Source organism: Streptomyces lincolnensis (assembly GCF_021173675.1).
Taxonomy (GTDB): Bacteria; Actinomycetota; Actinomycetes; order Streptomycetales; family Streptomycetaceae; genus Streptomyces; species Streptomyces lincolnensis_B.
In genome coordinates this window covers 222,398-245,729 of the sequence record NZ_JAIHON010000013.1, presented here as the reverse complement: position 1 = coordinate 245,729, position 23,332 = coordinate 222,398, and the positions used below count along the sequence as shown (strand labels likewise).

The 23,332-nt window shown below is 72.8% G+C and carries 15 protein-coding genes; 6 read left to right on the top strand and 9 right to left on the bottom strand.

What is annotated here, in order from left to right; translation table 11 throughout:
- Positions 1-13: 13 nt before the first annotated feature.
- The 3 genes from K4B79_RS35140 to K4B79_RS35130 form a co-directional block, all read right to left on the bottom strand.
- Positions 14-1,123 (bottom strand): methyltransferase, encoded by a 1,110-nt coding sequence (locus K4B79_RS35140; protein ID WP_232031416.1) that lies wholly within the window; start codon positions 1,121-1,123, stop codon positions 14-16.
- A gap of 206 nt (positions 1,124-1,329) precedes the next feature.
- Entirely contained in the window at positions 1,330-2,313 is a 984-nt protein-coding gene (locus tag K4B79_RS35135) for an aldo/keto reductase (protein WP_232031414.1), read from the bottom strand.
- Between the two features lie 80 nt (positions 2,314-2,393).
- Entirely contained in the window at positions 2,394-3,062 is a 669-nt protein-coding gene (locus K4B79_RS35130; RefSeq protein WP_232031413.1) for an NUDIX domain-containing protein, read from the bottom strand.
- A gap of 206 nt (positions 3,063-3,268) precedes the next feature.
- On the opposite strand from K4B79_RS35130, the gene K4B79_RS35125 reads away from it, so the two are divergent.
- The 3 genes from K4B79_RS35125 to K4B79_RS35115 are packed head-to-tail and all read left to right on the top strand — an operon-like array spanning position 3,269 to position 13,239.
- Positions 3,269-11,404 (top strand): type I polyketide synthase, encoded by an 8,136-nt coding sequence (locus tag K4B79_RS35125; RefSeq protein ID WP_232031411.1) that lies wholly within the window; start codon positions 3,269-3,271, stop codon positions 11,402-11,404.
- Positions 11,401-12,906: a tryptophan 7-halogenase gene (locus K4B79_RS35120; RefSeq protein ID WP_232031410.1), complete on the top strand. Its 1,506-nt coding sequence runs from the start codon at positions 11,401-11,403 to the stop codon at positions 12,904-12,906. Before K4B79_RS35125 ends, K4B79_RS35120 begins: the two co-directional genes overlap by 4 nt.
- A gap of 39 nt (positions 12,907-12,945) precedes the next feature.
- Complete coding sequence (locus K4B79_RS35115; protein WP_232031409.1) at positions 12,946-13,239, top strand: DUF1905 domain-containing protein; 294 nt, start codon at positions 12,946-12,948, stop codon at positions 13,237-13,239.
- A gap of 22 nt (positions 13,240-13,261) precedes the next feature.
- Here the strand turns inward: K4B79_RS35115 and K4B79_RS35110 are convergent, their stop codons facing one another.
- Positions 13,262-15,076, bottom strand: coding sequence for an ABC transporter ATP-binding protein (locus K4B79_RS35110; RefSeq protein ID WP_232031408.1), 1,815 nt, complete (start codon positions 15,074-15,076; stop codon positions 13,262-13,264).
- 224 nt (positions 15,077-15,300) lie between these two features.
- The gene (locus K4B79_RS35105; RefSeq protein WP_232031407.1) at positions 15,301-16,374 is read right to left on the bottom strand and encodes a ferritin-like domain-containing protein; all 1,074 of its coding nucleotides are present in this window, start codon (positions 16,372-16,374) and stop codon (positions 15,301-15,303) included.
- A gap of 262 nt (positions 16,375-16,636) precedes the next feature.
- On the opposite strand from K4B79_RS35105, the gene K4B79_RS35100 reads away from it, so the two are divergent.
- From K4B79_RS35100 to K4B79_RS35090, 3 genes are all read left to right on the top strand, one after another.
- Positions 16,637-18,337 carry an L-aspartate oxidase gene (locus K4B79_RS35100; RefSeq protein WP_232031534.1) on the top strand — a complete coding sequence of 567 codons (1,701 nt, stop codon included), beginning with the start codon at positions 16,637-16,639 and terminating at the stop codon, positions 18,335-18,337.
- Positions 18,338-18,501: 164 nt separating this feature from the next.
- On the top strand, positions 18,502-19,248 hold the full coding sequence (locus K4B79_RS35095; protein WP_232031406.1) for an SDR family oxidoreductase: 747 nt from the start codon (positions 18,502-18,504) through the stop codon (positions 19,246-19,248).
- A gap of 186 nt (positions 19,249-19,434) precedes the next feature.
- On the top strand, positions 19,435-20,295 hold the full coding sequence (locus K4B79_RS35090) for a sigma factor (protein WP_232031405.1): 861 nt from the start codon (positions 19,435-19,437) through the stop codon (positions 20,293-20,295).
- A 32-nt stretch (positions 20,296-20,327) separates the two neighbouring features.
- Here the strand turns inward: K4B79_RS35090 and K4B79_RS35085 are convergent, their stop codons facing one another.
- The 4 genes from K4B79_RS35085 to K4B79_RS35070 form a co-directional block, all read right to left on the bottom strand.
- Entirely contained in the window at positions 20,328-21,017 is a 690-nt protein-coding gene (locus K4B79_RS35085) for an HAD family hydrolase (protein ID WP_232031404.1), read from the bottom strand.
- Entirely contained in the window at positions 21,014-21,952 is a 939-nt protein-coding gene (locus tag K4B79_RS35080) for an FkbM family methyltransferase (RefSeq protein ID WP_232031402.1), read from the bottom strand. Before K4B79_RS35080 ends, K4B79_RS35085 begins: the two co-directional genes overlap by 4 nt.
- A gap of 95 nt (positions 21,953-22,047) precedes the next feature.
- A complete protein-coding gene (locus tag K4B79_RS35075) occupies positions 22,048-22,407 on the bottom strand; it encodes a methylglyoxal synthase (protein WP_232031401.1) in 360 nt (119 codons plus the stop codon).
- Positions 22,398-23,108, bottom strand: a complete 711-nt coding sequence (locus K4B79_RS35070; protein WP_232031400.1) for an HAD family hydrolase — start codon at positions 23,106-23,108, stop codon at positions 22,398-22,400. Before K4B79_RS35070 ends, K4B79_RS35075 begins: the two co-directional genes overlap by 10 nt.
- Positions 23,109-23,332 lie beyond the last annotated feature (224 nt).

The following is a 23,332-nucleotide window of genomic DNA, read 5'->3' as shown; positions in this document are numbered from 1 at the left end:
CCCGCGTACGGGGTCACCGCACGGCCAGGCGCCACAGCGAGGTGACCTCGGCCGCGCGGGCGGCGTGCAGCGGGTCGTCGGTGTCCCGGGTCCGAGGATGCCGTGGGCGGGTGTCGAGCCGGTCCACGACCCGCAGGCCGGCCGCGCGGATCAGGGCGAGCAGATCGTCCCGGGTCCGGAGCCCGAGCCGTTCGGCCAGGTCGGACAGGACGAGCCAGCCCTCACCGCCGGGGGTGAGGTGGGCGGCGAGACCGTCGAGGAAGCCGCGGAGCATGGCGGCGTCCGGGTCGTACACGCCGTACTCCAGGTCGGAGTGGGGCCGGGCGGGCAGCCACGGCGGGTTGCAGACGACGAGGTCGGCGCGGCCCACGGGGTACAGGGCCGGACCGGTCACCTCGACGCGGCCGGCGAGTCCGAGCCGGTGAAGGTTCTCGCGCGCGCAGACCAGGGCGCGCGGACCGATGTCGGTGGCGACCACGCGCTCCACCCCGCGCCGGGCGAGCACGGCCGCCAGCACTCCCGTACCGGTGCCCAGGTCGAACGCGGTACGGCCGTGCAGGGGCGCCCGGTCGACGAGGTCGACGTACTCGCGCCGGACGGGGGCGAAGACGCCGTAGTGCGGGTGGACGCGGGCGCCGAGGGCCGGTACCTCCACGCCCCTGACCCGCCACTGCCAGGCGCCGAGCACGCCGAGCAGTTCGCGCAGCGGGACGACCGTCGGGCCGGACCAGGGGCCGTAGGCCGCGGTGCACGCCTGGCGTACGTCGGGTGCCCGGCGCAGGTTCAGCGTGTGGCCGTCGTCCAGCAGGACGAGCAGCCCGCCCAGGACCCGGGCGCGGTGCGCGCGGGCCCGGCGGTAGAGGTGGAAGGACTCCGCCGGGCCGTCGCCCGGTCGCGGGGGCTCGCGATCGACACGGCGGCCCATGGCGGCGAGCAGTTGGCGGGCGCCCTGGTAGTCGCCCCGCCACAGCAGGGCCGTGCCCTCGCGGGCCAGGCGGTGGGCGGTGGCGGCACGCAGCCGGTCGTCGGCGACGACGGTCCGCCGGGGCGGCGGGCTCTGGCTCTCGGAGTGCCAACGGGCGGTGCGGGTGGTGTGGTCCTCGGTCCAGCTGATGGCGGACACGGGCGTACTCCTCGTGAAGGGACGTGCAAGGGCACGAAGAGCGCTTCGACGAGGAGCGGGAGCGTGAGAAGGAGGGTCGGGCCTACCGCTCCCGCGTCGAAGCACGGGGGCGGACGTCGCCGAGGACCATGCCGAGCAACATGCCGGATGTCATCGAGCCGTCCCTTCACGAAAGGTGCCGTGTCAGATTATCAGCGGCCCGCCGGTCAGTGGGCCGCGTCCAGCCGTTCCCGCTGGTCGGGCGTCAGCTCCAGATCCACCGCGGCCAGACTCTCGTCGAGTTGGGCCACCGAGGACGCCCCGACCAGCGGGACGATCGGCAGGTCGGCGCCCAACTGCCAGGCCAGGACGACCTGGTTGACGGTGGCGCCGGTCTCCTCGGCCACCTCGCGCAGCACCTTCAGACGGGCGGGTGTGCCCGGGTGGTCGAAGTCCGCGGGCAGCCGGTCCGGGTGGGTGTAGGCGCCCTTGAGCAGCGGCGAGTAGGCGACCAGGGTCAGTCCGGGCTCCTCCCGCAGATAGCCGAGCAGGTCGGCGCCCGCGTGTCCGAGGCTGCCGTCGGGGAAGAGGTCGTCGGGGATGTCGGTGCGCGGCCGCAGATGGCTGTGGGCGTACTGGAGCACCTCGTAGCCCGGCAGGCCCTCGGCGGCGGCGAGGGCGCGGGCCCGTTCCACCCGCCAGGCGGCGTGATTGCTCGCGCCGAGCAGTCCGACCGTGCCCTCGGCGACGAGTTCGGCGAAGCCCTCGACGGTCTCGCGCAGCGGGACCCCGCGGTCCTCGATGTGTGCGTACAACAGGTCCAGCCTGTCCACGCCGAGCCGTTCCCGGCTGCGTTCGGCGGACTCGCGGATCACCTTCGCCGACAGGCCCTCGGCGTTGTCCGTGTAGCTGGTGCCAGGGGCCAGGGGGCGGGCGCCGAGCTTGGTGGCGATGACGATCTCGTCGCCGACGCCCCGGCTCCTGCGCCAGCGCCCGAGGAGTTCCTCGCTCTGGCCGCCCTGGCCGCCGTCCTCCCAGAAGGCGTAGTTGTCGGAGGTGTCGATGAAGGTGCCGCCGGCCTCGACATAGCGGTCGAGCACGGCGAAGGAGGTCTTCTCGTCCGTCCGGGAGCCGAACAGCATCGCGCCGAGGGCGAGGACGCTGACCTCGCGGCGGGTGGTCGCAGCGGTGCCGATGGTGCGGTACTTCATGGTCGTCCCTCCCGTTCGTGCCCGCACTCGGGGCACGAACGGAAGTCTTCTTGTTGAAGTGCTCTCCAAGTCAAGGCATGTCACGCGCCCGGCGCGAACGGCCCCTCCAGCGCCGCCCATTGGAGCAGCATGATGGTCTTGGCGTCGTTGATCCCGCCGGTGCGGATCATCTCCAGGGCCCGGCGGAAGGGCAGTTCGAGGATCTCGATGTCCTCGCCCTCCTCGTCCAGGCCGCCCCCTTCGTGGGTGCGGGTGGCGGGGCCGTAGGCGGCGGCGTAGAAGCTGACCCGTTCGGTGACCGAGCCCGGGCTCATGTAGACGTCGAAGACGTGCCGGACCTCGCCGATGGTGTGCCCGGTCTCCTCGACGACCTCACGGCGTACGGCGATCTCGGGGTGCTCGTCATCGTCGTCGAGGAGTCCGCCCGGGGTCTCGACGAGCATGCCGTCGGGGTGTCCGTTGACGTACACCGGGAAGCGGAACTGGCGGGTGAGCAGGACGGTTTCGCGTTCCGCGTCGTAGAGCAGCATGGTGGCGCCGTTGCCGCGGTCGTGGGTCTCGCGCTGCTGGGTTCTCCAGGTGCCGTCGGCGTGCTGGTAGTCGAAGGTGGTGGCGCGCTCGACGTACCAGTGGCTGGACAGCAGTTGTACGTCCCGCACCTTGACGCGCGGATTGCCGGTCAGGTCCAGGCCCGTCCGGTCGAGCCCGGTGCGGCCGCGGCGGTCGGGGGTGTCGACACCGGCGGTCATCGCGGGCCTGCCGGCAGGGAGGCGGAGTACGAGTTGGTCATGTCTGAGCTTCTATCACTCCGGACCGGTTCGCGGTGGCCGCCCGCCACGGCCGGTCGCTGAGATGTTCGATCTTCCGGGGGTGCCGGCCGTAGGCTCGACCTCGTTGTTCTGCACGCGGAATCGGGGTCGGGGGTGCTGCGGCACGTCCCGAGAGGGGCGGAGACATGACGGACGAGGGGCTGATCCGGCCGCTGGCCGAGTTATTGCGGGCCCATGCCGCGGCGGCGCCCGCGCGGGTGGCCTTCGCCGACGACGTACGGCGGGTCACCTACGCCGAGTTGGAGCGGCGCACCGGCCGGCTGGCCGCGTATCTGGCGGGCACCGGTGTCCGGCGCGGTGACCGGGTGGCGATCTGTCTGGGCAACCGCGTGGAGATGGTGGAGAGCGTCCTCGCCGCCGTCCGGGCGGGGGCGATCGGCGTCCCCCTCAACCCCCGGTCCTCCGAAGCCGAACTCGCCCACTTCCTCGACGACAGCGGCGCCACGGTGGTCGTCACCGACCCGGCGCACCTGCCCCTCCTGGGGTCCCGCCCGGTGCGCGTCCTGCTCACCGGCACCGGACCGGTCCCGGCGGACGCGCCCGGGGGAACGGTCCTGTTCCGTGACGCGGCCGAGAGCGAGGCCGCCGAGGCACCGCGGGACGACCTCGGCCTCGACGAGCCGGCCTGGATGCTCTACACCTCGGGCACCACCCACCGCCCCAAGGGCGTGCTGTCCACCCAGCGCGCCGCCCTGTGGTCGGTCGCGGCCTGCTACGCCCCGATCTTCGGGCTCTCGGCCGAGGACCGGCTGCTCTGGCCGCTCCCGCTCTTCCACAGTTTCGGACACTCGCTGGCGATCCTGGGCGTCACCGCCGTGGGCGCGAGTGCCCGGATCACCGGCGAACTCCTGCCGCCCGAGGGCCTGTTGCGGGAGCTGTGCGCCGCGCACGACGAGGGTCCCTACACCGTGCTGGCCGGGGTGCCCGCCGTCTACCACCAGGTGCTGGCCTCGGCCGGAAAGGGCCCGACCCCGCCGGCTCTGCGGACCTGTCTGGTGGCGGGTGCGCCGAGCGCGCCGTCCTTGCGCCGGGCGGTGGAGGAACTGCTCGGCGCGCCGCTGCTGGACGCCTACGGCAGCACCGAGACCTGCGGGATGATCGCGGTGAACCGGCCGGACGGGCCGCGGGTCGAGGGGTCCTGCGGGACGCCGGTGCCGGGGGTGGACGTACGGCTCGTCGATCCGGGTTCCGGCGAGGACGCCGCCGACGGGGCGGAGGGCGAGGTCTGGGTGCGGGGCCCGAGCCTGATGAGCGGGTACCACCGGCAGCCCGAGGCGACGCGGGCCGCGCTGCGGGACGGCTGGTACCGGACCGGGGACCTGGGCCGGCGCGTGGAGCACGGCCATCTCGTGCTCACCGGCCGGGTCGCCGAACTGATCATCCGCGGCGGGGAGAACATCCACCCCACGGAGGTGGAGGAGGCCCTGCTGCGCTCTCCGGGCGTGCGGGACGCGGTGGTGGTCGGCAGGCCGCACGAGGTGCTCGGCGAGGTCCCCGTGGCCTACGTCGTCCCGGGACCGGAGGGGATCGATCCGGAGCGGGTCATGGCCGCGTGCCGGACCCGGCTGGCCGCGTACAAGCTGCCGGCCGAGATCCACGAGATCGCGGCCGTGCCACGGACGGCGTCCGGCAAGATCGCCCGGCACGCCGTCGTCCCGGGACTCGCCCGGCCCGTGACCGCCGCCCGCCCGGCGCTCCCCTCCCCCACGGCCGCCGACGGGGCCCTGCGCCGACGGCTGCTGTCCCTGCCGCCCGAGGGACGGGAACGCGCGCTGCGCGAGGCGGTACTCACCGAGACGGCCGCGGTCTGCGGCGGCGACCTGGGTCAACGGCTCGACGCCGACAGCCCGTTCACCGATCTCGGGCTGACCTCGACGGGTGCCGTCACGCTGATCGAGCGGCTGGGCGAGGCGACCGGACTGCGGCTGCCGTCGACGCTGGTGTTCGACCACCCGACCCCGGCCGCACTGGCCCGGTACACGCACTCCCTGCTGTTTCCCCCGGTGTCCGACGCTCCGGCCCGCTCCACCGCGGCGACGGAACCGGACGACCCGATCGTGATCGTCGCCATGGGCTGCCGCTATCCCGGTGACGTCGGCTCCCCCGAGGACCTGTGGCGGGTGGTCACCGAGGGCCGCGACACCATCTCGGACTTCCCGGCCGACCGGGGCTGGGACCTCGCCGGCCTCTACCACCCCGATCCGGACCGGACCGGCACGTCGTACACCCGGTACGGCGGATTCCTGCACCGGGCCGGGGAGTTCGACGCCGGCCTGTTCGGCATCTCGCCGCGCGAGGCGCTGGCCATGGACCCGCAGCACCGGCTGCTACTGGAGACCTCGTGGGAGGTCTGGGAGCGGGCGGGCATCGACCGGGGCACCCTGCGGGACAGCGACACCGGCGTGTTCGTCGGCGTGATGCACAGCGACTACTCCGCCCGCTTCGCCCGGCACGACCTGGAGGCCCACCTCGGCCTGGGCACGGCCCGCAGCGTGGCCTCCGGCCGGATCTCCTACGTCTACGGCCTGCGCGGGCCCTCGATCACGCTCGACACCGCGTGCTCCTCCTCGCTGGTGGCGCTGCACTGGGCGGTGCGGGCGCTGCGCTCCGGCGAGTGCTCCCTCGCGCTGGCCGGCGGGGTCACGGTGATGTCGACGCCGAAGCCGTTCACCGTGTTCAGCCGTCAGCGCGGTCTCTCCCCGGACGGCCGCTGCAAGTCGTTCGCGGCGTCGGCGGACGGCACCGCCTGGAGCGAGGGCGTGGGCCTGGTGCTGCTGGAGCGGCTCTCCGACGCCCGGCGCCACGGCCACCCGGTCCTGGCCGTGCTGCGGGGCTCCGCCGTCAACTCCGACGGGGCCTCCAACGGTCTGTCGGCACCCAACGGCCAGGCCCAACAGCGGCTGATCGCGCAGGCGTTGGCCGACGCCGGGCTGCGCGCGGACGACGTGGACGCGGTCGAGGCGCACGGCACGGGCACCCGGCTCGGCGACCCCGTGGAGGCCGGTGCCCTGCTCGCCGCGTACGGGCAGGACCGGGGCACGGACCGGCCACCGCTGTGGCTGGGCTCGGTCAAGTCCAACCTGGGGCACACCCAGGCGGCCGCCGGGGTCGCCGGTGTGATCAAGATGGTGCAGGCCCTGCGGCACGAGGAGCTCCCCCGGACGCTGCACGCGCAGACCCCCACCCCGCACGTCGACTGGTCCACGGGACACGTGGAACTGCTGGCGGAGGCCCGCCCGTGGCCGGCTTCACCGGACCGGCGGCGACGGGCCGGTGTGTCGGCGTTCGGCATCAGCGGGACGAACGCGCATGTGATCCTGGAGGAGGCACCGCCGCTCCACCACGGTCCGGCGGACGTCCCGGAAACGGCTCGGCCGCACACCGGGACGACCGCACCGAGTGCCGTCGCAGGCGCCCCTTGGCTGCTCTCCGGCGCCGACGAAGCCGCCCTCCGCGCCCAGGCGCGGCGGCTGGCCGCCCATCTGGCGGCCCGACCCGGTCTGTCGACGGCCGATGTGGGGTTCTCGCTGGCGGTGTCGAGGTCGGCGCTCACCCACCGCGCGCTGGTGCCGGCGGGCGACGACCCCTCGCGGCTCCCGGCGGCGCTGGAGGCACTGGAGGCGCTGTCCGGGGGACGGGACGGTGCCGGCGTGGTGCGGGCGGTCGCGGAACCCGGTATCCGCACCGCCTTCCTCTTCACCGGCCAGGGCGCCCAACGCGCCGGTATGGGCGCCGAGTTGCGCGCCGCGTTCCCCGCTTTCGCCGCCGCCTTCGACGAGGTGTGCCAGGAGCTGGACGGGCACCTGGAGCAGCCGCTCGGCCAGGTGCTGTCCGCCGCCGAGGGTTCCCCTCGGGCCGCCCTGCTCGACCGTACGGACTTCGCCCAGGCCGGTCTGTTCGCCTTCGAGGTGGCCCTGTTCCGGCTGCTGGAGTCCTGGGGAGTGCGCCCCGACCACCTGGTCGGCCACTCGGTGGGCGAACTGGCGGCGGCCCATGTCGCCGGAGTGCTGGATCTGGCCGACGCGGCGGAACTCGTCGCGGCGCGCGGCCGGTTGATGCGCGCCCTTCCCGAGGGCGGGGCGATGGTGGCCCTGCACGCCACGGAGGAGGAGGCCGCCACCGCACTCACGGAGGTCGCCGACCGGGTGGCGATCGCCTCGGTCAACGGCCCCCGCTCCACGGTGATCTCGGGCGCCCGGGACGCGGTCCTGACCGTGGCCGCCGCGTTCGAGGCGCGGGGCCGCAGGGCCGTACGCCTGCGGGTCTCGCACGCCTTCCACTCACCGCTGGTGGAGCCCGTGCTCGACGACTTCCGCCGGGTGGCCGAAGGGCTCGTGTTCCGGCCGCCGCGGATCCCGGTGGTGTCGACCGTGACGGGCCGCCCGGCCGACGCCGACGAGCTGTGTTCGCCGGAGTACTGGGTACGGCACGCCCGCCGCACGGTGCGGTTCGCCGACGCGGTGCGCCGGCTCGGCGACCAGGGGGTGTCCGCATTCCTGGAGATCGGCCCCGGCCCCGTGCTCACGACGGCGGCCGAGGACTGCCTGACCCGCCCGGACGGCGACGCTCCGGTGCTCGCCGCGGCCATCCGCGGCGGTGAGCGCGAACCGGAGTCCCTCCTGTCCGCCGTGGCCCGACTCCATGTGCACGGGGTCGATGTCGACTGGGCCGCCGTGTTCGCGGGCTCCGGGGCGCGCCGGGTCGACCTTCCGACGTACGCCTTCCAGCGGCGGCGCTACTGGCTGGAGGCCCCGCCCCTCCCGGCCGCGGGCGCGTCGGACACCCCGCTGCTGGGCCCGGCCTTCGCGGTCCCGGACACCGACCGGACCGTGTTCCCCGGTCTGCTCTCCCCCTCGGCCCACCCCTGGCTGGCCGATCACGTGGTCGGCGGGTCGGTCCTCGTCCCCGCGACCGCCCTTGTCGAGCTGGCCCTGCGGGCGGGCGGTGAACTGGGCTGCGGCGCACTGGACGAACTCGTGGTCCTCGCCCCGCTCACCCTGGCCTCCGCGGCCCGCGTCCAGGTCGTGGTGGGCGCCCCGGACGGAACCGGCCGCCGCCCGGTCGACATCTACGCCCGCCCCGATGACGCCAAGACCAACGCCGACACGGGAACAGACCCGGATCCGGGCTGGACCCGGCACGCAACCGGCACGCTCGCTCCGGCTCCCGCACAACCCGTACCCCCGGAGACGGACCTGACGGCGTGGCCACCGCGGGGCGCGACCCGGATCGACCTCTCCGACGCCTACGACGGTCTCGCGGACGGCGGCCTCGCCTACGGGCCGGCCTTCCGGGGCGTACGGGCGGTATGGCGGCGCGGCGACGACCTGTTCGCCGAAGTCCGCCTGCCGGAGGCGGAGTCGGCGACCGCCGACCGGTTCGGCCTCCACCCGGCCCTGCTGGACGCGGCACTGCACGCCCCGCAGCTCGCGGGACCGGCACCCGAACCCGGCGCGGTCCGGGTGCCGTTCGCCTGGAACGGTGTGCGGCTGTACGCCACGGGCGCGTCGGACGTGCGGGTGCGGGTCACGCCGAGCGGAAGGGACACCGTGTCCGTGACGCTCGCCGACCGGGCGGGTCGTGCGGTGGCGCGGGTGGAATCCCTGACGTTGCGTGAACTCCCCGTCGGCACAGGCGGATCGGCGGCGGACGTGGTGCGGCGCGCGCTGTTCCGCGAGGACTGGGTGACGGTCGAGCCGACCCGCGCGGACGCGGGCCCGTGGGTGCTCGCCGGTCCGGACGAGCTGGGACTCGGCCCGGCCCTTCCCGGCGTGGTGGGCTCGGCGGGCCCGGAGCCGGCTGTCGTGGTCGTCACCGCCGTCGCGCCGGTCCCGGATCCCGGTCCGCCGGCCGCCGTGCACCGGTTGACCGCTCGTGTGCTCGGTGCGCTCCAGGACTGGCAGGACGATCCACGGACGGCCGGCGCGCGCCTGCTGGTGGTCACCCGGGACGCCACCGCGGACACTCCCGACCTGGCGGGGGCCGCGGTGTGGGGGCTGGTACGGGCGGCCCAGGCGGAGACGCCCGGGCGGATCCTGCTGGTCGACACCGACGGGCGGCCGGAGTCCCTGCGGGCCCTTCCGGCCGCGGTGGCGACCGGTGAGCCACAACTGTCCGTACGTGCCGGGAGGTTGACGGCCCCGCGGCTGACCGGGGCGGCCCCGGCGCCGACCACGGCCGCCCCCGCCTTCGGCCCGGACGGCACGGTGCTGATCACGGGCGGAACCGGTGCGCTGGGCGCGGAGATCGCACGCCATCTCGTCACGTCGTACGGCGTACGCCATCTGCTGCTCACCGGACGCCGGGGTCCGTCGGCGCCGGGCGCCACGGAACTGCGGGGAACGCTGGAGGAGTTGGGCGCCGAGGTACGGATCGTGCCCTGTGACGTGGCCGACCGGGCCGCCCTTGCCGAGGTGGTCAAGGGTTGTGCGCCCGCCCTGACCGCCGTGGTGCACTGCGCCGGGGTGCTCGACGACGGCGTGCTGGCCACGCTCACGCCCGAGCGTCTGGCCGCGGTACTGCGGCCCAAGGCGGACGCGGCCTGGCATCTGCACGAACTGACCCGGGACCTGGATCTGTCGGCGTTCGTGCTGTTCTCCTCGGTGTCCGGGCTGCTGGGCCGCGCCGGGCAGGCCACCTACGCGGCGGCCAACGTCTTCCTGGACTCCCTGGCCCGTCACCGCGCCCGGCTGGGGTTGCCCGCGGTCTCGATGGCCTGGGGGGCGTGGGACACCCACCGCGGGATGACCGGCGGGCCGCCGAAGGGGCGGGCCGAGGTGGTGCGCCCCCTGTCCGTGGAGCAGGGGCTCGCGCTGTTCGACGCGGCGCTGCGCGCGGGCGAGCCCGTGCTGGCGCCGGTCCTGCTGGACCGGACCGGCCTCCGCGCCGAAGCCGACGCGGTGCCGCCGCTTTTGCGGGGACTGGTCGGGCCGGGTGGCCCCGGCACGTCGGCCGCGCGTCCCGCGGAGGCTTCCGACGCCGAGCAGCCGTGGGAGCCGGGGGCCTGGCGGACGGTGCTGGCCGGGCTGCCGGAGGCCGAACGGGAGGAAGCGCTGGCGGAGTTGATGCGCGGCGATGTCGCGGCCGTGCTGGGACACCCGGGCGCCGACGCGCTGCCGGAGGGCAGGTCCTTCGCCGAGCTGGGCTTCGACTCGCTGATGGCGGTCCAGGTCCGCAACCGGCTGAGCATGGCCCTGCGGCTCAGGCTGCCGGCCGCCGTGATCTTCGAGCACGCGACGGCCCGGGATCTGGCCCGTCATGTCCTCGGGCTCCTCGACGACCTGCCGGCCGCCCCGCCGACCGCGGAGACCGGGCCGCCGACTGACGAGACCGATCCGCCCTCCGGGAAGACCGGCCCGCCGACGGACGACATCCGGCCCGCGCAGTCGCTGGCCGCCCTCTACCGGCGCGTCTGCGAGGCGGGTCAGGTCGTCGCGGCGATGCAGATGCTGGTCACGGCGTCCTGGGCGGTGCCGACCTTCGGCCCCGAGGACGCCCCGAGGCACGCGCTACCGCCGCTGCGGCGCGCGCACGGTTCCGGGAAGGGGCCGGTGCTGGTGTTCTTCACCGGCCACCACCCGCCGTTCGGCGCGCCGGGCGGTGAGTTCGCCGCCTTCCACCGCTGCTTCGACGGCGAGTGGGACGTCCTCGAACTCCCGCATCCCGGGATCGGCGCGGGCCCCGCCGTGCCGGCCGACCGCGGGACGCTCGCCCGGGTCCACGCCGAGACGGTGCTCCGGCACGTCGGCGACCGGCCCTTCGTGGTCATGGGCGCCTCCACCGGTGGCGCCGTCGCCCACGCCGTGACCCGGCGGCTGGAGACCGAGGGGCGGGCCCCGGTCGGACAGGTGCTCCTGGACACGTACCTCATCAACGATCGCAACAACGACAAGGACTGGCTGCTGTCCCTGCCCGCGGCCATCGCACCGCGCCTGGGCGGTGGCCGGTTCACCGGGGACGAGGACTCCGGCGTGGCGGCGCTCGGCGCGTACACCCGGATGTTCCTCGACTGGGAACCGGAACCGGTCGCCACGCCCACCCTGCTGGTGCGGGCCACCCGGCCCACCCCCGAGATGGCGGCGGGCGCGGGCCCGGACGAGTGGCGGACCTCCTGGCCGTCGGCCCACGACAGCGTCGACGTCTCCGGCGACCACTTCTCGTTCCTGCGGGAGCACGCCGGGGAGACGGCGGCGGCCGTCCGCGCCTGGATCGGCACTCTGACGACCATCGGCACTCCGACCACCATGGAGGGTGAGCAGTGACGTCCCCGAACCGAGCGGCGCAGACGGCGGAGGAGTTCGACGTCGTGGTCGTGGGCGGCGGTCCGGCCGGCTCGACCGTCGCGTCGGCCGTCGCCCTGAAGGGCCACCGCGTCCTCCTCCTGGAACAGCAGACGTTCCCCCGCTACCAGATCGGTGAGTCGCTGCTGCCCTCGACCGTGCACGGCGTGTGCCGCATCCTGGGCGTCGAGGAGGAGGTCGCCCGGGCGGGCTTCAAGCCGAAGCGCGGCGGCACCTTCCGGTGGGGCCGGAACCGGGACCCGTGGCAGTTCTCCTTCGCGCTCTCCCCCCGACTGGCCGACCCGACCTCGTACGCCTACCAGGTCGAGCGGTCCCGCTTCGACCAGATCCTCCTGGACAACGCCCGCCGCCTCGGCGTGGACGTCCGGGAGGGCTGCCGCGTCAAGGGCGTACTGGCCGACGAGGAACGCGTCCGGGGCGTCGAGTGGACGGACGCCGGCGCCGACGGGGAGCCGCGCGAGGCGCGGGCGCGGTATGTCGTGGACGCCTCCGGCAACGGCAGCAGGATCCACGGCGAGGTCGGCGGGAAGCGGACGTACTCCGACTTCTTCCGCAACATCGCGGTGTTCGGCTACTTCGCCGGCGGCGCCCGCCTCCCTGCACCGAACGACGGCAACATCTTCTGTGCCGCCTTCGACGAGGGCTGGCTCTGGTACATCCCGCTCCGGGACGACCTCACCAGCGTGGGCGCGGTGGTCAGCCGGGAGAACGCCGCCGACATCCAGCGTGATCCGGTGGCCGCCTGGCGGCGCCTGATCGACGCCTGTCCCGAGGTCCGCGACCTCCTGACCGGGGTGCCCCGGGCCACCGAGGCGCCGTACGACCAGGTGCGGGTGCGCAAGGACTGGTCGTACTGGAAGTCCCGGCTGTGGCGGCCCGGCATGGTCCTCGTCGGCGACGCGGCCTGCTTCGTCGACCCGGTGCTGTCCTCCGGCGTCCATCTCGCCACGTACGGCGCCCTGCTCGCGGCCCGCTCCCTGAACAGCTGCCTCGCGGGGACGCAGGACGAGGAGCGCGTGTTCGAGGAGTTCGAGACCCGCTACCGGCACGAGTACGGCCTGTTCCACGAGTTCCTGGTCTCCTTCTACGACATGCACCAGGACGAGCGGTCGTACTTCTGGACGGCACGCAAGGTCACCCGGCTGGGCACCTCCGAGCTGGAGTCGTTCGTGGAGCTGGTCGGCGGTCTGGCCTCCGGCGACTCGTCCCTCGGCGGCGACGGACGGGCGGGGGTGCGGCTGGCGCAGGCCGCCTCGGACTTCGACCGGGCCGTGGGCCGGCTCCCGGACTCCGACGGCCTGCGCAATCCGCTCTACGAGTCCAGCACCTTCCGCCAGGTGTTCCGGGAGGGCACGGTCCTTCAGGAACGGGGGCTCCTGGGCGGTCCGTTGGAGGACGAGACCCCGGTCCGGCCCGGTGGTCTGGTGGCCTCGGAGGACGGCCTCACATGGGTGGCCGAGTGACCCGGGACATCGCCGTTCCCGATCGGGGAGACTGACCGCATGCGACTCGTCTTCGCCGGACCGGTGATCGAATGGCGCGGTCCCGCGCCGTACTACTTCGTCGTCGTGCCGGACGAGGAGTCCGCCGACATCCGCGAGGTGGCCGCGATGGCCACCTACGGCTGGGGCGTCGTCCCGGTCGCGGCCCGCATCGGCGGGACCTCCTTCGAGACCTCGCTCTTCCCCAAGGACGGCGGCTATCTGCTGCCGCTGAAGAAGGCCGTACGCACCCCGCAGGGCCTCGCGGCGGGCGACGACGTGGCCGTGGAGATGACCGTCCTCCTCGGCACCTAGCCGCCGCCCGCCGGGCGCTCGTTCACACCAGGTCGGCCTGCTCGGAGCTGTCGTCGAGGAAGCCGCCCGACTGGTGTTGCCAGAGTTTGGCGTAGGCGCCGTCCGAGGCGAGCAGTTCCTGGTGGGTGCCCTGCTCGACGATCCGGCCGCGGTCGAGGACGACGAGCCGGTCCATGCCGGCGACCGTGCTCAGCCGATGCGCCACCACGAGCGCGGTCCGCCTCTCCATGAGCCGCCACAGCGCCTCCTGGACCAGCAGCTCGCTCTCGGAGTCCAGCGCGCTGGTCGCCTCGTCGAGCAGCAGGATCGGCGCGTCCCGCAGGATCGCCCGCGCGAGCGCGACCCGCTGGCGCTGACCGCCGGACAGCTTGATGCCACGCTCGCCCACCATGGTGTCGAAGCCGTCGGGCAGCGTGTCGGCGAACTCGGTGACGTGGGCGGCCTCGGCGGCGCGGCGGATCTCGGCCTCGGTGGCGTCCGGGCGGGCGAAGGCGATGTTGTCGCGCAGGGTGCGGTGGAACATCGCCGGGTCCTGCGGCACGTACGCGATCAGGCTGCGCAGGTCCGCCTGGCGCAGCCTGCTGATGTCCTGGCCCCCGATCAGGATGCGGCCGCCGTCGATGTCGGTCATCCGCAGCAGCAGCCGGGAGAGCGTGGTCTTGCCTCCCCCGGAGCGGCCGACGAGACCGACCTTCGTCCCGCTGGGCACGGTCAGGTCGAGGTCGTCGAAGAGCCGGTCCGCGCCCGCGTGCGCGAAGGTCACCCGGTCGAAGCGGACGTCGGCGGCGCTGGGCGCCAGTGGTTCCGGCGCCACCGGGTCCAGTACGGTGGGCGGGGTCAGGAGCAGTTCGGTGAACTGGGCGGCCTCCGTCATCGCGCTCTCCAGCCGACGGTAGATCTGGTTGAACTCGAACATGATCCGGGTCGCGTTGGTGTAGTAGGTGAAGGCGACCACCACCGCCTCCACGCCCTGTCCGCCCCCGCCGAGCGTGACCGCGAGCAGCAGGCCCAGCACGTTGGTCAGTACGGACAGCGGTGCGACCAGGGTGTCGATGCGCAGATTGCCGTAGTCCCAGGACCTGAGCGAGAGGCGTCGGGACTCCGCGACGCGGGAGCGGTGCTCGGCGGCCTCGCGGTCCTCGGCGGCGAAGGCGCGGACCGTGTCCATATTCATCAGGCTGTCGGCGACGTGCCCCGAGACGCGGGCGATGGCCTCCTCGCGCAGCCGGACGAGCCTCTGGCGGCGGCGGATGAGGGGCGCCACGCACAGCGCGGTCACGGCGATCATCACCAACAGCCCGACCACGAGCAGCGGTTCGTAGCGCCACAGGACCACCGCGCCGAACATCAGCGGCACGAAGTTGGCCACGACGTTGAAGGTCATCGTGTCGACGAACTGCTCGAAGCGGGAGGCGAAGCTCAGGACGCGCTTGGTCAGCGAGCCGGCGAAGTTGTCGTGGAAGAACGCGGCGTCCTTGGCGAACAGTTCGTCCATGCCGATGACGTACAGGTTCTCGATGCCCCGGGCGTCGAGGCGGTTCAGACAGTGCAGGCCGACGCGCCACAGCGCCTCCGCGAGGAGCATCACGCCGGCGAAGGCGAGGAGGTAGGGCAGGGCGGCGCCGACGGTGGTGTCGGTGTCGCCCGCGATGTGGCCGACGAGCTTCGCGACGACCAGGGGTGCGATGTAGTAGAGACCGATGTTTCCCAGCGCGGGCAACAGCATCCCGGGCAGCGTCAGCCACCGGAGCCGGGCCAGTTCCCGTCCGTAATAACGAAGCGCGAGGATCACGGGGCCTTTGCCCGGCGGAACCTCGCGCGATGTAGGCGCGTCCATCCCCATCCTGTGGTCTCGTACGGCGGCCCGCACACGAAGAGTGCTTGTTTCGTCACTGTGCGAGTACGAGCGGATCAGGAACGGAGTGTCCCGCGTCGGCGCGGACGGCGTCCATGCATTTTTCTCGGCCATGCGCAAGGGGTCGAACACATCTGCCCCGCCCGCGTCCGGCGGGTCCGCCGACACCGGCAGACCCGCCAGGCAGCCGCGCCCTCGGCCGACTCCTACGACGACCGGGACTCGGCCGGGACGTACTCGAAGGTGGGGCCGGCCGTCGTGCCGTCCCCGGCGGGCATCTCCATCAGGCCCTGGGCCTGGGCCTTGAGCGCGTACATCGTGCCGGTCGCGGGCCCGAGTGTCTGGGGGCTGCCGTTGAACGCCTGCTCCAGCAGACGGAGCAGGTCGCAGTACGTCCGGTTGAACCCCTCCTGGGCGGCCCTGATCGGGCTGCCCACGGGGAAATCCGCCATCCGCTGGTTGGGGCGTACGGGTCGGATGCCGGTGAGGTCGACGGCTACCGGGTCACCCGTGGGGCCGGATTTCGGTGTGTCGCCCTTCCGGTAGCGGCGGCCCAGCTTGAGCTCCTGGAAGCGGTAGTAGTGGGAGACCTCGTCGCGTTCGGGGTGGAAGATGTCCTGGTCGCCGTCCCAGACCTCGCCGCGGGCCGTGCCCTCGCCCTGCTCGACGATCTCCTCCAGCGCCGCCAGGGCCGAGGAGAGGTCGGTGACCGCGGTCAGTTGTCCGCCCGTGTGGGCGAAGGGGCCGGCGGTGACCTGGCGAGCCGGGTCGCCGCGGAAGACCTCCCGTTCACCGAGTTCGGCGCACAGGTGACGCAGTCCCTCTTCCACGGCGTCGTAGAACTGTCCGATCGTCTCGTAGCCGTCGCCCTCGGCCGGGGCACCGGGCAGCGCCGGCTGTTCGAGGCGGAGGAACATCTCCAGTGCCTCGGGTCCGAAGGGAACCAGTGACAGCTCCAGGGAGGGGTCCGCGTGCGGCAGGGGCCGGGGATGGCGGGGCAGCAGGTGCGGAGCGTCCAGGCGGGGGCGCCCGCCGACCGCGTTGAGGAGGTTCGCCGCCAGCGCCAGGTGGATCATCTCCTCGACGAAGACGCCGCTCAGCACCTGGACGGCGTCCGGATTCCGAGACGGGTCGAGCGAGTAGAGGGCGCAGAGATAGGGCGGCAGAGTCGCGTGTTCCAGTTCGATCGCCCACTGAAGGTGCTCGCGCAGGCTGTCGAGCGTCGCGATCCGTGCGGTCGAAGGGGCCTCGGGCATGCCGAGGTGCTCCGAGTGATTCATGATGTTCTCGCTTCGGCTGTCGAAGGAAGGAAGAGGCGACGGCACGGCCCCCCGCGCCATGGCTCTCATGGCCGTCTCGCAGGGATGACAGGGCTCGGGGCGGATGTGTGACACACGCGGTGCGGCGATGTCGGTGCAGCGATGTCACGGCCGGGAGGTCACGGCCGGGATGTCACAGATCGCGGGACCCCTCGGTCCTAGTGGGTGAAGACCCAGGCGATCGGAGTGGACCGTGGCCGTGACAGAACAACGTATTGCCACCATGGTGCTGGTGATCGGCACCGGAGGAGCCGGTCTGCGGGCGGCTATCGAGCTGGCCGAGGCCGGTGTCGACGTCCTCGCCGTCGGCAAGCGCCCCAAGGAGGACGCGCATACGGCACTCGCGGCCGGCGGCATCAACGCGGCGCTGGCCACCGTGGATCCCGAGGACAGCTGGCAGCAGCACGCCGCCGACACCCTCAAGGAGAGCTACCTCCTCGCGGACCCGCGCACGGTGGAGATCGTCACCCAGGGTGCCGCCCGCGGCATCGAGGACCTGGAGCGCTACGGCATGGCCTTCGCCCGGGAGGAGGACGGCCGTATCTCCCAACGGTTCTTCGGTGCCCACAAGTTCCGGCGCACCGCCTTCGCCGGCGACTACACCGGTCTGGAGATCCAGCGCACCCTGGTCCGGCGCGCGGAACAGCTCGACATCCCCGTGCTCGACGGCGTCTACATCACCCGGCTCCTGGTGCACGACGGTGCCGTCTTCGGGGCCTACGGCTTCGACCTCGCGAGCGGAAAGCGCTACCTGATCCACGCGGACGCGGTCATCCTCGCCGCCGGCGGCCACACCCGCATCTGGCGGCGTACGTCGTCGCGGCGCGACGAGAACACCGGCGACTCGTTCCGGCTGGCCGTGGAGGCCGGGGCCCGCCTGCGGGACGCCGAGTTGGTGCAGTTCCATCCCTCCGGGATCATCGAGCCGGAGAACGCGGCCGGCACCCTCGTCAGCGAGGCCGCCCGCGGTGAGGGCGGCATCCTGCGCAACGCGCTCGGCGAGCGGTTCATGTCCCGCTACGACCCCGAGCGCATGGAGCTGTCCACCCGCGACCGCGTGGCCCTGGCCTCCTACACGGAGATCAAGGAGGGGCGCGGAACGCCCAAGGGCGGCGTGTGGCTCGACGTCTCCCACCTGCCCCGGCAGACGATCATGACGCGACTCCCCCGCGTGTACCAGACCCTGCTGGACCTCCAGATGCTGGACATCACCCGCGACCCGGTCGAGATCGCGCCCACCGCGCACTACTCGATGGGCGGCGTGTGGGTGCGCCCCGAGGACCACAGCACCGACGTGCGCGGCCTGTACGCCATCGGCGAGGCCTCCAGCGGGCTGCACGGAGCCAACCGGCTCGGCGGGAACAGCCTCATCGAGCTGCTGGTGTTCGGCCGGATCACGGGCCGGGCGGTCGCCGCCTACTCGCGGTCCCTCACCGCGCAGCCGCGGTCCGCGCCGGCCGTCGCCCGGGCCCGCGCGGAGGTCGACGACCTGCTCGCCGCCGACGGTCCGGAGAACGTGCGCGCCCTGCAACGCGCCATCCGCGACACCATGACCGAGCACGCGGGCGTCGTACGGGACGAAGAGGGCCTGCGCGCCGGGCTGGCGGAGCTCGCGGGGATCGAGAAGAGGATGGAGGACGTCGGCGTGCACCCGGACATCGCCGGCTACCAGGACCTCGCGCACGCCTTCGACCTGAAGTCCGCCGCACTGGCGGCCCGGGCCACGCTCGAAGCGGCACTGGAACGGCGTGAGACCCGCGGCTGTCACAACCGCAGCGACTACCCGGAGGCTGATCCCGCTCTGCGGGTCAACCTCGTGTGGTCGCCGACGACGGGTGTCACGCGCGAGAGCATTCCGGCCGTCCCTGCCGAGATCTCCTCCCTGATGGAGGAGGTCTCGACCGAGGGCAAGCTGGCCGAATAGCCCGTTCGAGGGCGGCGGCGGGCAGCTCTGCGGGAAAATCTGCGGGAATTCCCCCGATGACGCCGAGCGCGTGTCACAAGCGGAGCCGTTGCCCTGTCTCCCCTGGTAAAGGCACCAGAACTCATCTGGTGCAGGCACCAGGAAAACCCGAGAGGAATTCCGTCATGAAGGTCGTAGTGATCGGTGGAACCGGGCTCATCGGCTCGAAGGTGGTCGCCAGGCTCGGCGAGCACGGCCACGAGGCGGTCGCGGCCGCGCCCAACACCGGCGTCAACACGCTGACGGGCGAGGGGCTGGCCGACGTCCTCAAGGGCGCGTCGGTCGTGGTCGACGTGTCCAACTCCCCCTCGTTCGACGACGAGGCGGTCATGGAGTTCTTCCGCACCTCCACGACCAACCTGCTCAAGGCGGAGGCCGAGGCCGGCGTGCGGCACCACGTGGCGCTGTCCGTGGTGGGCACCGACCGCCTCCAGGGCAGCGGGTACTTCCGCGCCAAGCAGGCCCAGGAAGACCTGATCACGGCGTCCGGCATGCCGTACACCATCGTGCACGCGACCCAGTTCTTCGAGTTCGCGAAGGGACTCGCCGACGGGGTCACCGAGGGCAACACCGTCCGCCTCCCCGCCGGCAGGATCCAGCCCATCGTCTCCGACGACGTGGCCGCGGCGGTCGGCCGCGCCTCGGTCGGTACGCCGGTCGACGGCGTGGTGGAGGTCGCGGGTCCCGAGGCGTTCGAGCTCGAGGAGTTCATCCGCCGGGGACTCGCCACCAAGAACGACCCCCGTGAGATCGTCACCGACCCGAACGCCACGTACTGGGGCGCCCGGTTGCAGGAGACCACGCTCCTTCCGGGGCCGGACGCGCACATCGCCGAAACCAAGTTCGGCGACTGGCTCGCGCAGCAGAAGTAAGAAGCTCTTTTCGGGTGGCCCTCGCTTCCGTGAAGGGCCACCCCGCCTTGTCGGCCGCCGAATCGCGTTCGGTTCCGTATTCGGTTCCGTGCCCATGTCACGAGATCCGCGAGTTCCCGGTCCAAGAGGGTGAGCCGACGTCGACGGCGTCGACGCGTGCGGTGCGTGCCAGTAGGAGGATGCCGAATGGACCAGGGCGATGCGGTGCCGATCGCGGAACTGCTGGAGGAGCGTCGGTTCCTGCTGGACGTCGCCCACTGGATGCTGGGCAGTCCGAGTGCGGCGGAGCATGTCGTCGACGAGACCTACCGCCGGTGGTACGGGTTGTCCGAAACGGTGCGCCGGCAAATCGTCGTGCCCCGCTCATGGCTGACGAAGACCGCGGGCGGGATCTGTCTGGACCGGCTGGCGTCGCCCGGCCGGGGTGCGACGGAGGGCGAGAAGGATCATCGGAGGCAGCCCGCGCTCGGCGCGCTGGAGTCGCTGTCACCCGACGAGCGCGCGGCGTTCGTGCTCCGCGTGTTCGGAATGGCCCCCCACGCGATCGCCGACGTCGTGGGCCGCACGGAACCGGAGGTGGCCGAACTCGCCGCCCGCGCCAGGCGGTGGCTGCACGCGCAGCACTCCCGGCCCACGGGACCGCACCAGCACGATGCCGTGGCCCGTGCCGTGCACCGGGCGTGCGTGGCCGAGGACGGCGACCTGCTGGCGTCGTTGCTGTGCTCGGACGTCACGGCGTTCTTCGACGGCGGCGGCAAGGTGCGGGCGCTGACCGGGCCGGTCCACGGCAGCCGGCCGGTCGCCGACAGCCTGCTGACCCTCCTGGCCGGCCACTCGCGCACCACCCTGACCACCCGTTCTGTCAACAGCCGCACCGGCCTCGTCGCCCGGTACGGCCGCCAGGTCGCCGCCGTCATCGGCCTCGACGTCACCGACGGCCGTGTCGCCCAGGTGTGGGTCATGCTCAACCCCGACAAGCTCCGGGCCTGGAACGATCCCGCGTTGGGGCGGTCGCGCAAAGGGAACCCGAATCGAGATACCCGGTGATCTTGGTCAGGCCGAGCCCCGCTCCCCGCCGCTCACCATCCGGCGAGCCAGTGGCGCAGCGCGGCATCGTCGAGGGCGGGGACGTGGGCGTGCACATGCGGACCGCGGACCAGCGTGCCCACGCCGAGTACGGTCATTCCGGCGGTATGGGCCGCGCGGGCGCCCACGAGGGAGTCCTCGACGGCCAGGGCGCCGGCGGGGTCGACGTCGAGTGCCGCGCAGGCGGCGAGGTAGCAGGCGGGGTGCGGTTTGGGCATGGTGACGTCGTCGCCCGAGACGGTGACCGGCAGCCATCGGGACAGGCCGCCCTGTGCCAGCGACTTGTCCAGGAGTACGCGTGGTCCGTTGCTGGCCACCGCGACCGGCACCCTGGCGGCCAGCCGTGCGACCAGATCCGCCGCACCGGGCATCGGTCGCGCCCCGTCGGCCACCGCGGCCAGGAGCTCTTCGGCCAGTTCCTCCGCCAACCGCGGCGCGCTGCCCCCGAACAGCCGCGCCATCACCTCTCCGCCCTGCGCCACGGACAGACCCACGAGAGCGGCGCGTGCCGCATCGTCGTAGACCTGTCCCCGGCGGGCGAACACGGCGCCGCGTGCGGCATCGGCACACGGCTCGGTGTCCATGAGCGTGCCGTCGCAGTCGAACACCACGGCGACGGGCGGAGTGACCGTCATCAGCGCCGCGAGGTCGGCCGTGCGTGCCCTGGTGCCGCTGTCGCTCATGACTTCACGTACAGCTCGACGGGATTGAAGCCGGCCGGTTCGGGGACGCGCGGCGGTACCTGACGGAATCCCGCCGCGCTCATCGTCTTCCGGACGACGTCGCCGTCGATGTACTTGTCGTGGACTTCCAGGACGATCCGCTCGACCTGTTCCATCCACGGCTGGACCTGGCCGAACACCTCGGCCTCGCTGCCCTCGACGTCGACCTTGAGCAGGTCGACGTGGTCGATGCCGTGTTTGGTGAGCAGCTCGCCCACGGTGAGCGCGGGCACCCGCACGTTCGGGCGGGCCAGGACGTTCTCCAGCCGGTAGGAGCGGGTGCGGCGCAGGTCGGCGACCGCGGGCACGGCGGTGCAGGTGTCCCAGAACGCGCTCACGGTGAACTCCGCGGTCCCGGACTCGCCGGCCACGGCCGCCGGCTCGATCTTCCAGTCGAGGCCGGACAGCGTGGCGTTGTGCCGCAGGACGGCCAGGTTCTGCGGGATCGGCTCCACCGTCAGCAGGGTGCGGGGGCGGTAGCGGGCGGTGAAGTAGGAGGCGGCGAGGCCGGTGTTGCCGCCGAGGTCGACGATCGTGTCGAGGGTGTCGATGTCCTTGTCGAGGCGGTAGTGGACGCCGAGTTCGTAGAAGCGTTTCAGGAAGACCTGCCACAGGATGAGCAGGTCGCTCTGGTTCCTGCGGATGCGTACGCGGGCCGCTCTGCGGGGGGTGAGGAAGCTCAGCGAGATCGGGGTGTCGTCGGCGAGCGGGCGGCCCGCCGCGCCGAGGAAGCGGCGGCCCATCCAGTAGGGCGCGGTCACCTTGCTCGTCCCCTGTGCCGTGCGCAGTGCGAGGACCATGTCCCTGCCGCATCCGGCCGTCTCCCGTACCAGGACGCGGCCCATGCCGACGTCCATCGCCCGGTCCGCGTCCGAGCGTAGGTATGCCAGTCCCATCTGTACCTTTTCCGGTTGCTGCGAATCGATGTGCTGTGCCCGCCACGCGCCCGACACGAGGCCCGTCGGAGCGAGGCCCGTCGAACGGGCAGCTCCTAGAGCGGTGCGGTGAGTACCGCGTTGGCCGTGGACTCGTTCTGCGCGAGCGGTACGTCGTGCACCAGTGCCAGGCGGACCAGCGCGGCGACGTCCGCCTCGTGCGCGGGGTGGACGGCCGGGTCGCGCAGGAAGACGCAGAAGTCGACTTCGCCGGTGGCGACCAGGTGGGCCACATGCAGATCGCCGCCGAGCGGTCCGGAGGCCAGCGCACGGGCGGTGAGTCCGCATTCGGTCAGCACCTGGGCGGTCCCGCCGGTCGCGACCAGGTCGTGGCCGGCCAGTGTCGCCCTGTGCTTGGAAGCCCAGGCCCGCAGCTGTTCCTTCTTGCCGTTCTGCGCCACCAGGGCTACACGCATGCCGACGCCCCCTCACCGTGTGGAAGGGCCAGGCGCTGTGCCCAGTCGGTCAACTCCGGGTCGTCCAAGGAGGCAACCCAGTGGTCGACCAGGGCGCGCTGTTCCGCAGACGGCTCGGGGCCGACGCCCAGTACGCGCATACCGGCGGCCACGGCGGAACGAATCCCGCTGGTGGAGTCCTCCACGGCAAGGGTGTCGGCCGGCTCGACCGCGCAGGCCTCGGCGGCGGCCAGATACGTGTCGGGGGCCGGCTTGGGAGCGAACCCCACGGTCGGGGAGGTCACGCACACCAGGTACGGCAGGATTCCCGCCTCGGCCAGCACATGTTCCACGGCGTCGTGCGGGGAGCTGGTCGCGCAGACCACCGGCATCACCGCGCTGATCCGCTTCACCAGATCCAGCGCACCGGGCAGCGCGTGCGACGGGTGGGTGCGGTACAGCTCCCGTTGCCTGGCCAGTGCCTGCGCGCTGCATTCCGCGGCGCTCGCCGACGTGCCGAGCGACCGGGCCAGGGCATCTCCGGCCGCGCTGTAGTGCAGTCCCTTCAGCGAGGCGATCACCTCGGCATCCGGCTCGACACCGTGGTCACGCAGCACGAGCACCTTGCTGAGCAGGCAGTACTCCTCCGTACTCATCAAGACGCCGTCACAGTCGAAGACGACCGCTCGCGGGGTCCAGGACAGCACCCGGTTCTCTGTCACGTCGACCGTGCTCCTCGCAGTGGAAATCCGGCGAAGGGTGCCCGCCCCACCACTTCCGCGACGGGCGGACTTCCCCCACAACGGCCCACTGCGCACGCAGGACTTGACCCCGCAAGGAGATTCACCGGTTTGACGCAACGGCGCCCTGATCCCGAAGGCGCCGTACGAAGAGGCCCCATGCGAAAAGGGCCCTCACAGGCTCTCGCCCGCGAAGACCCTTCGCA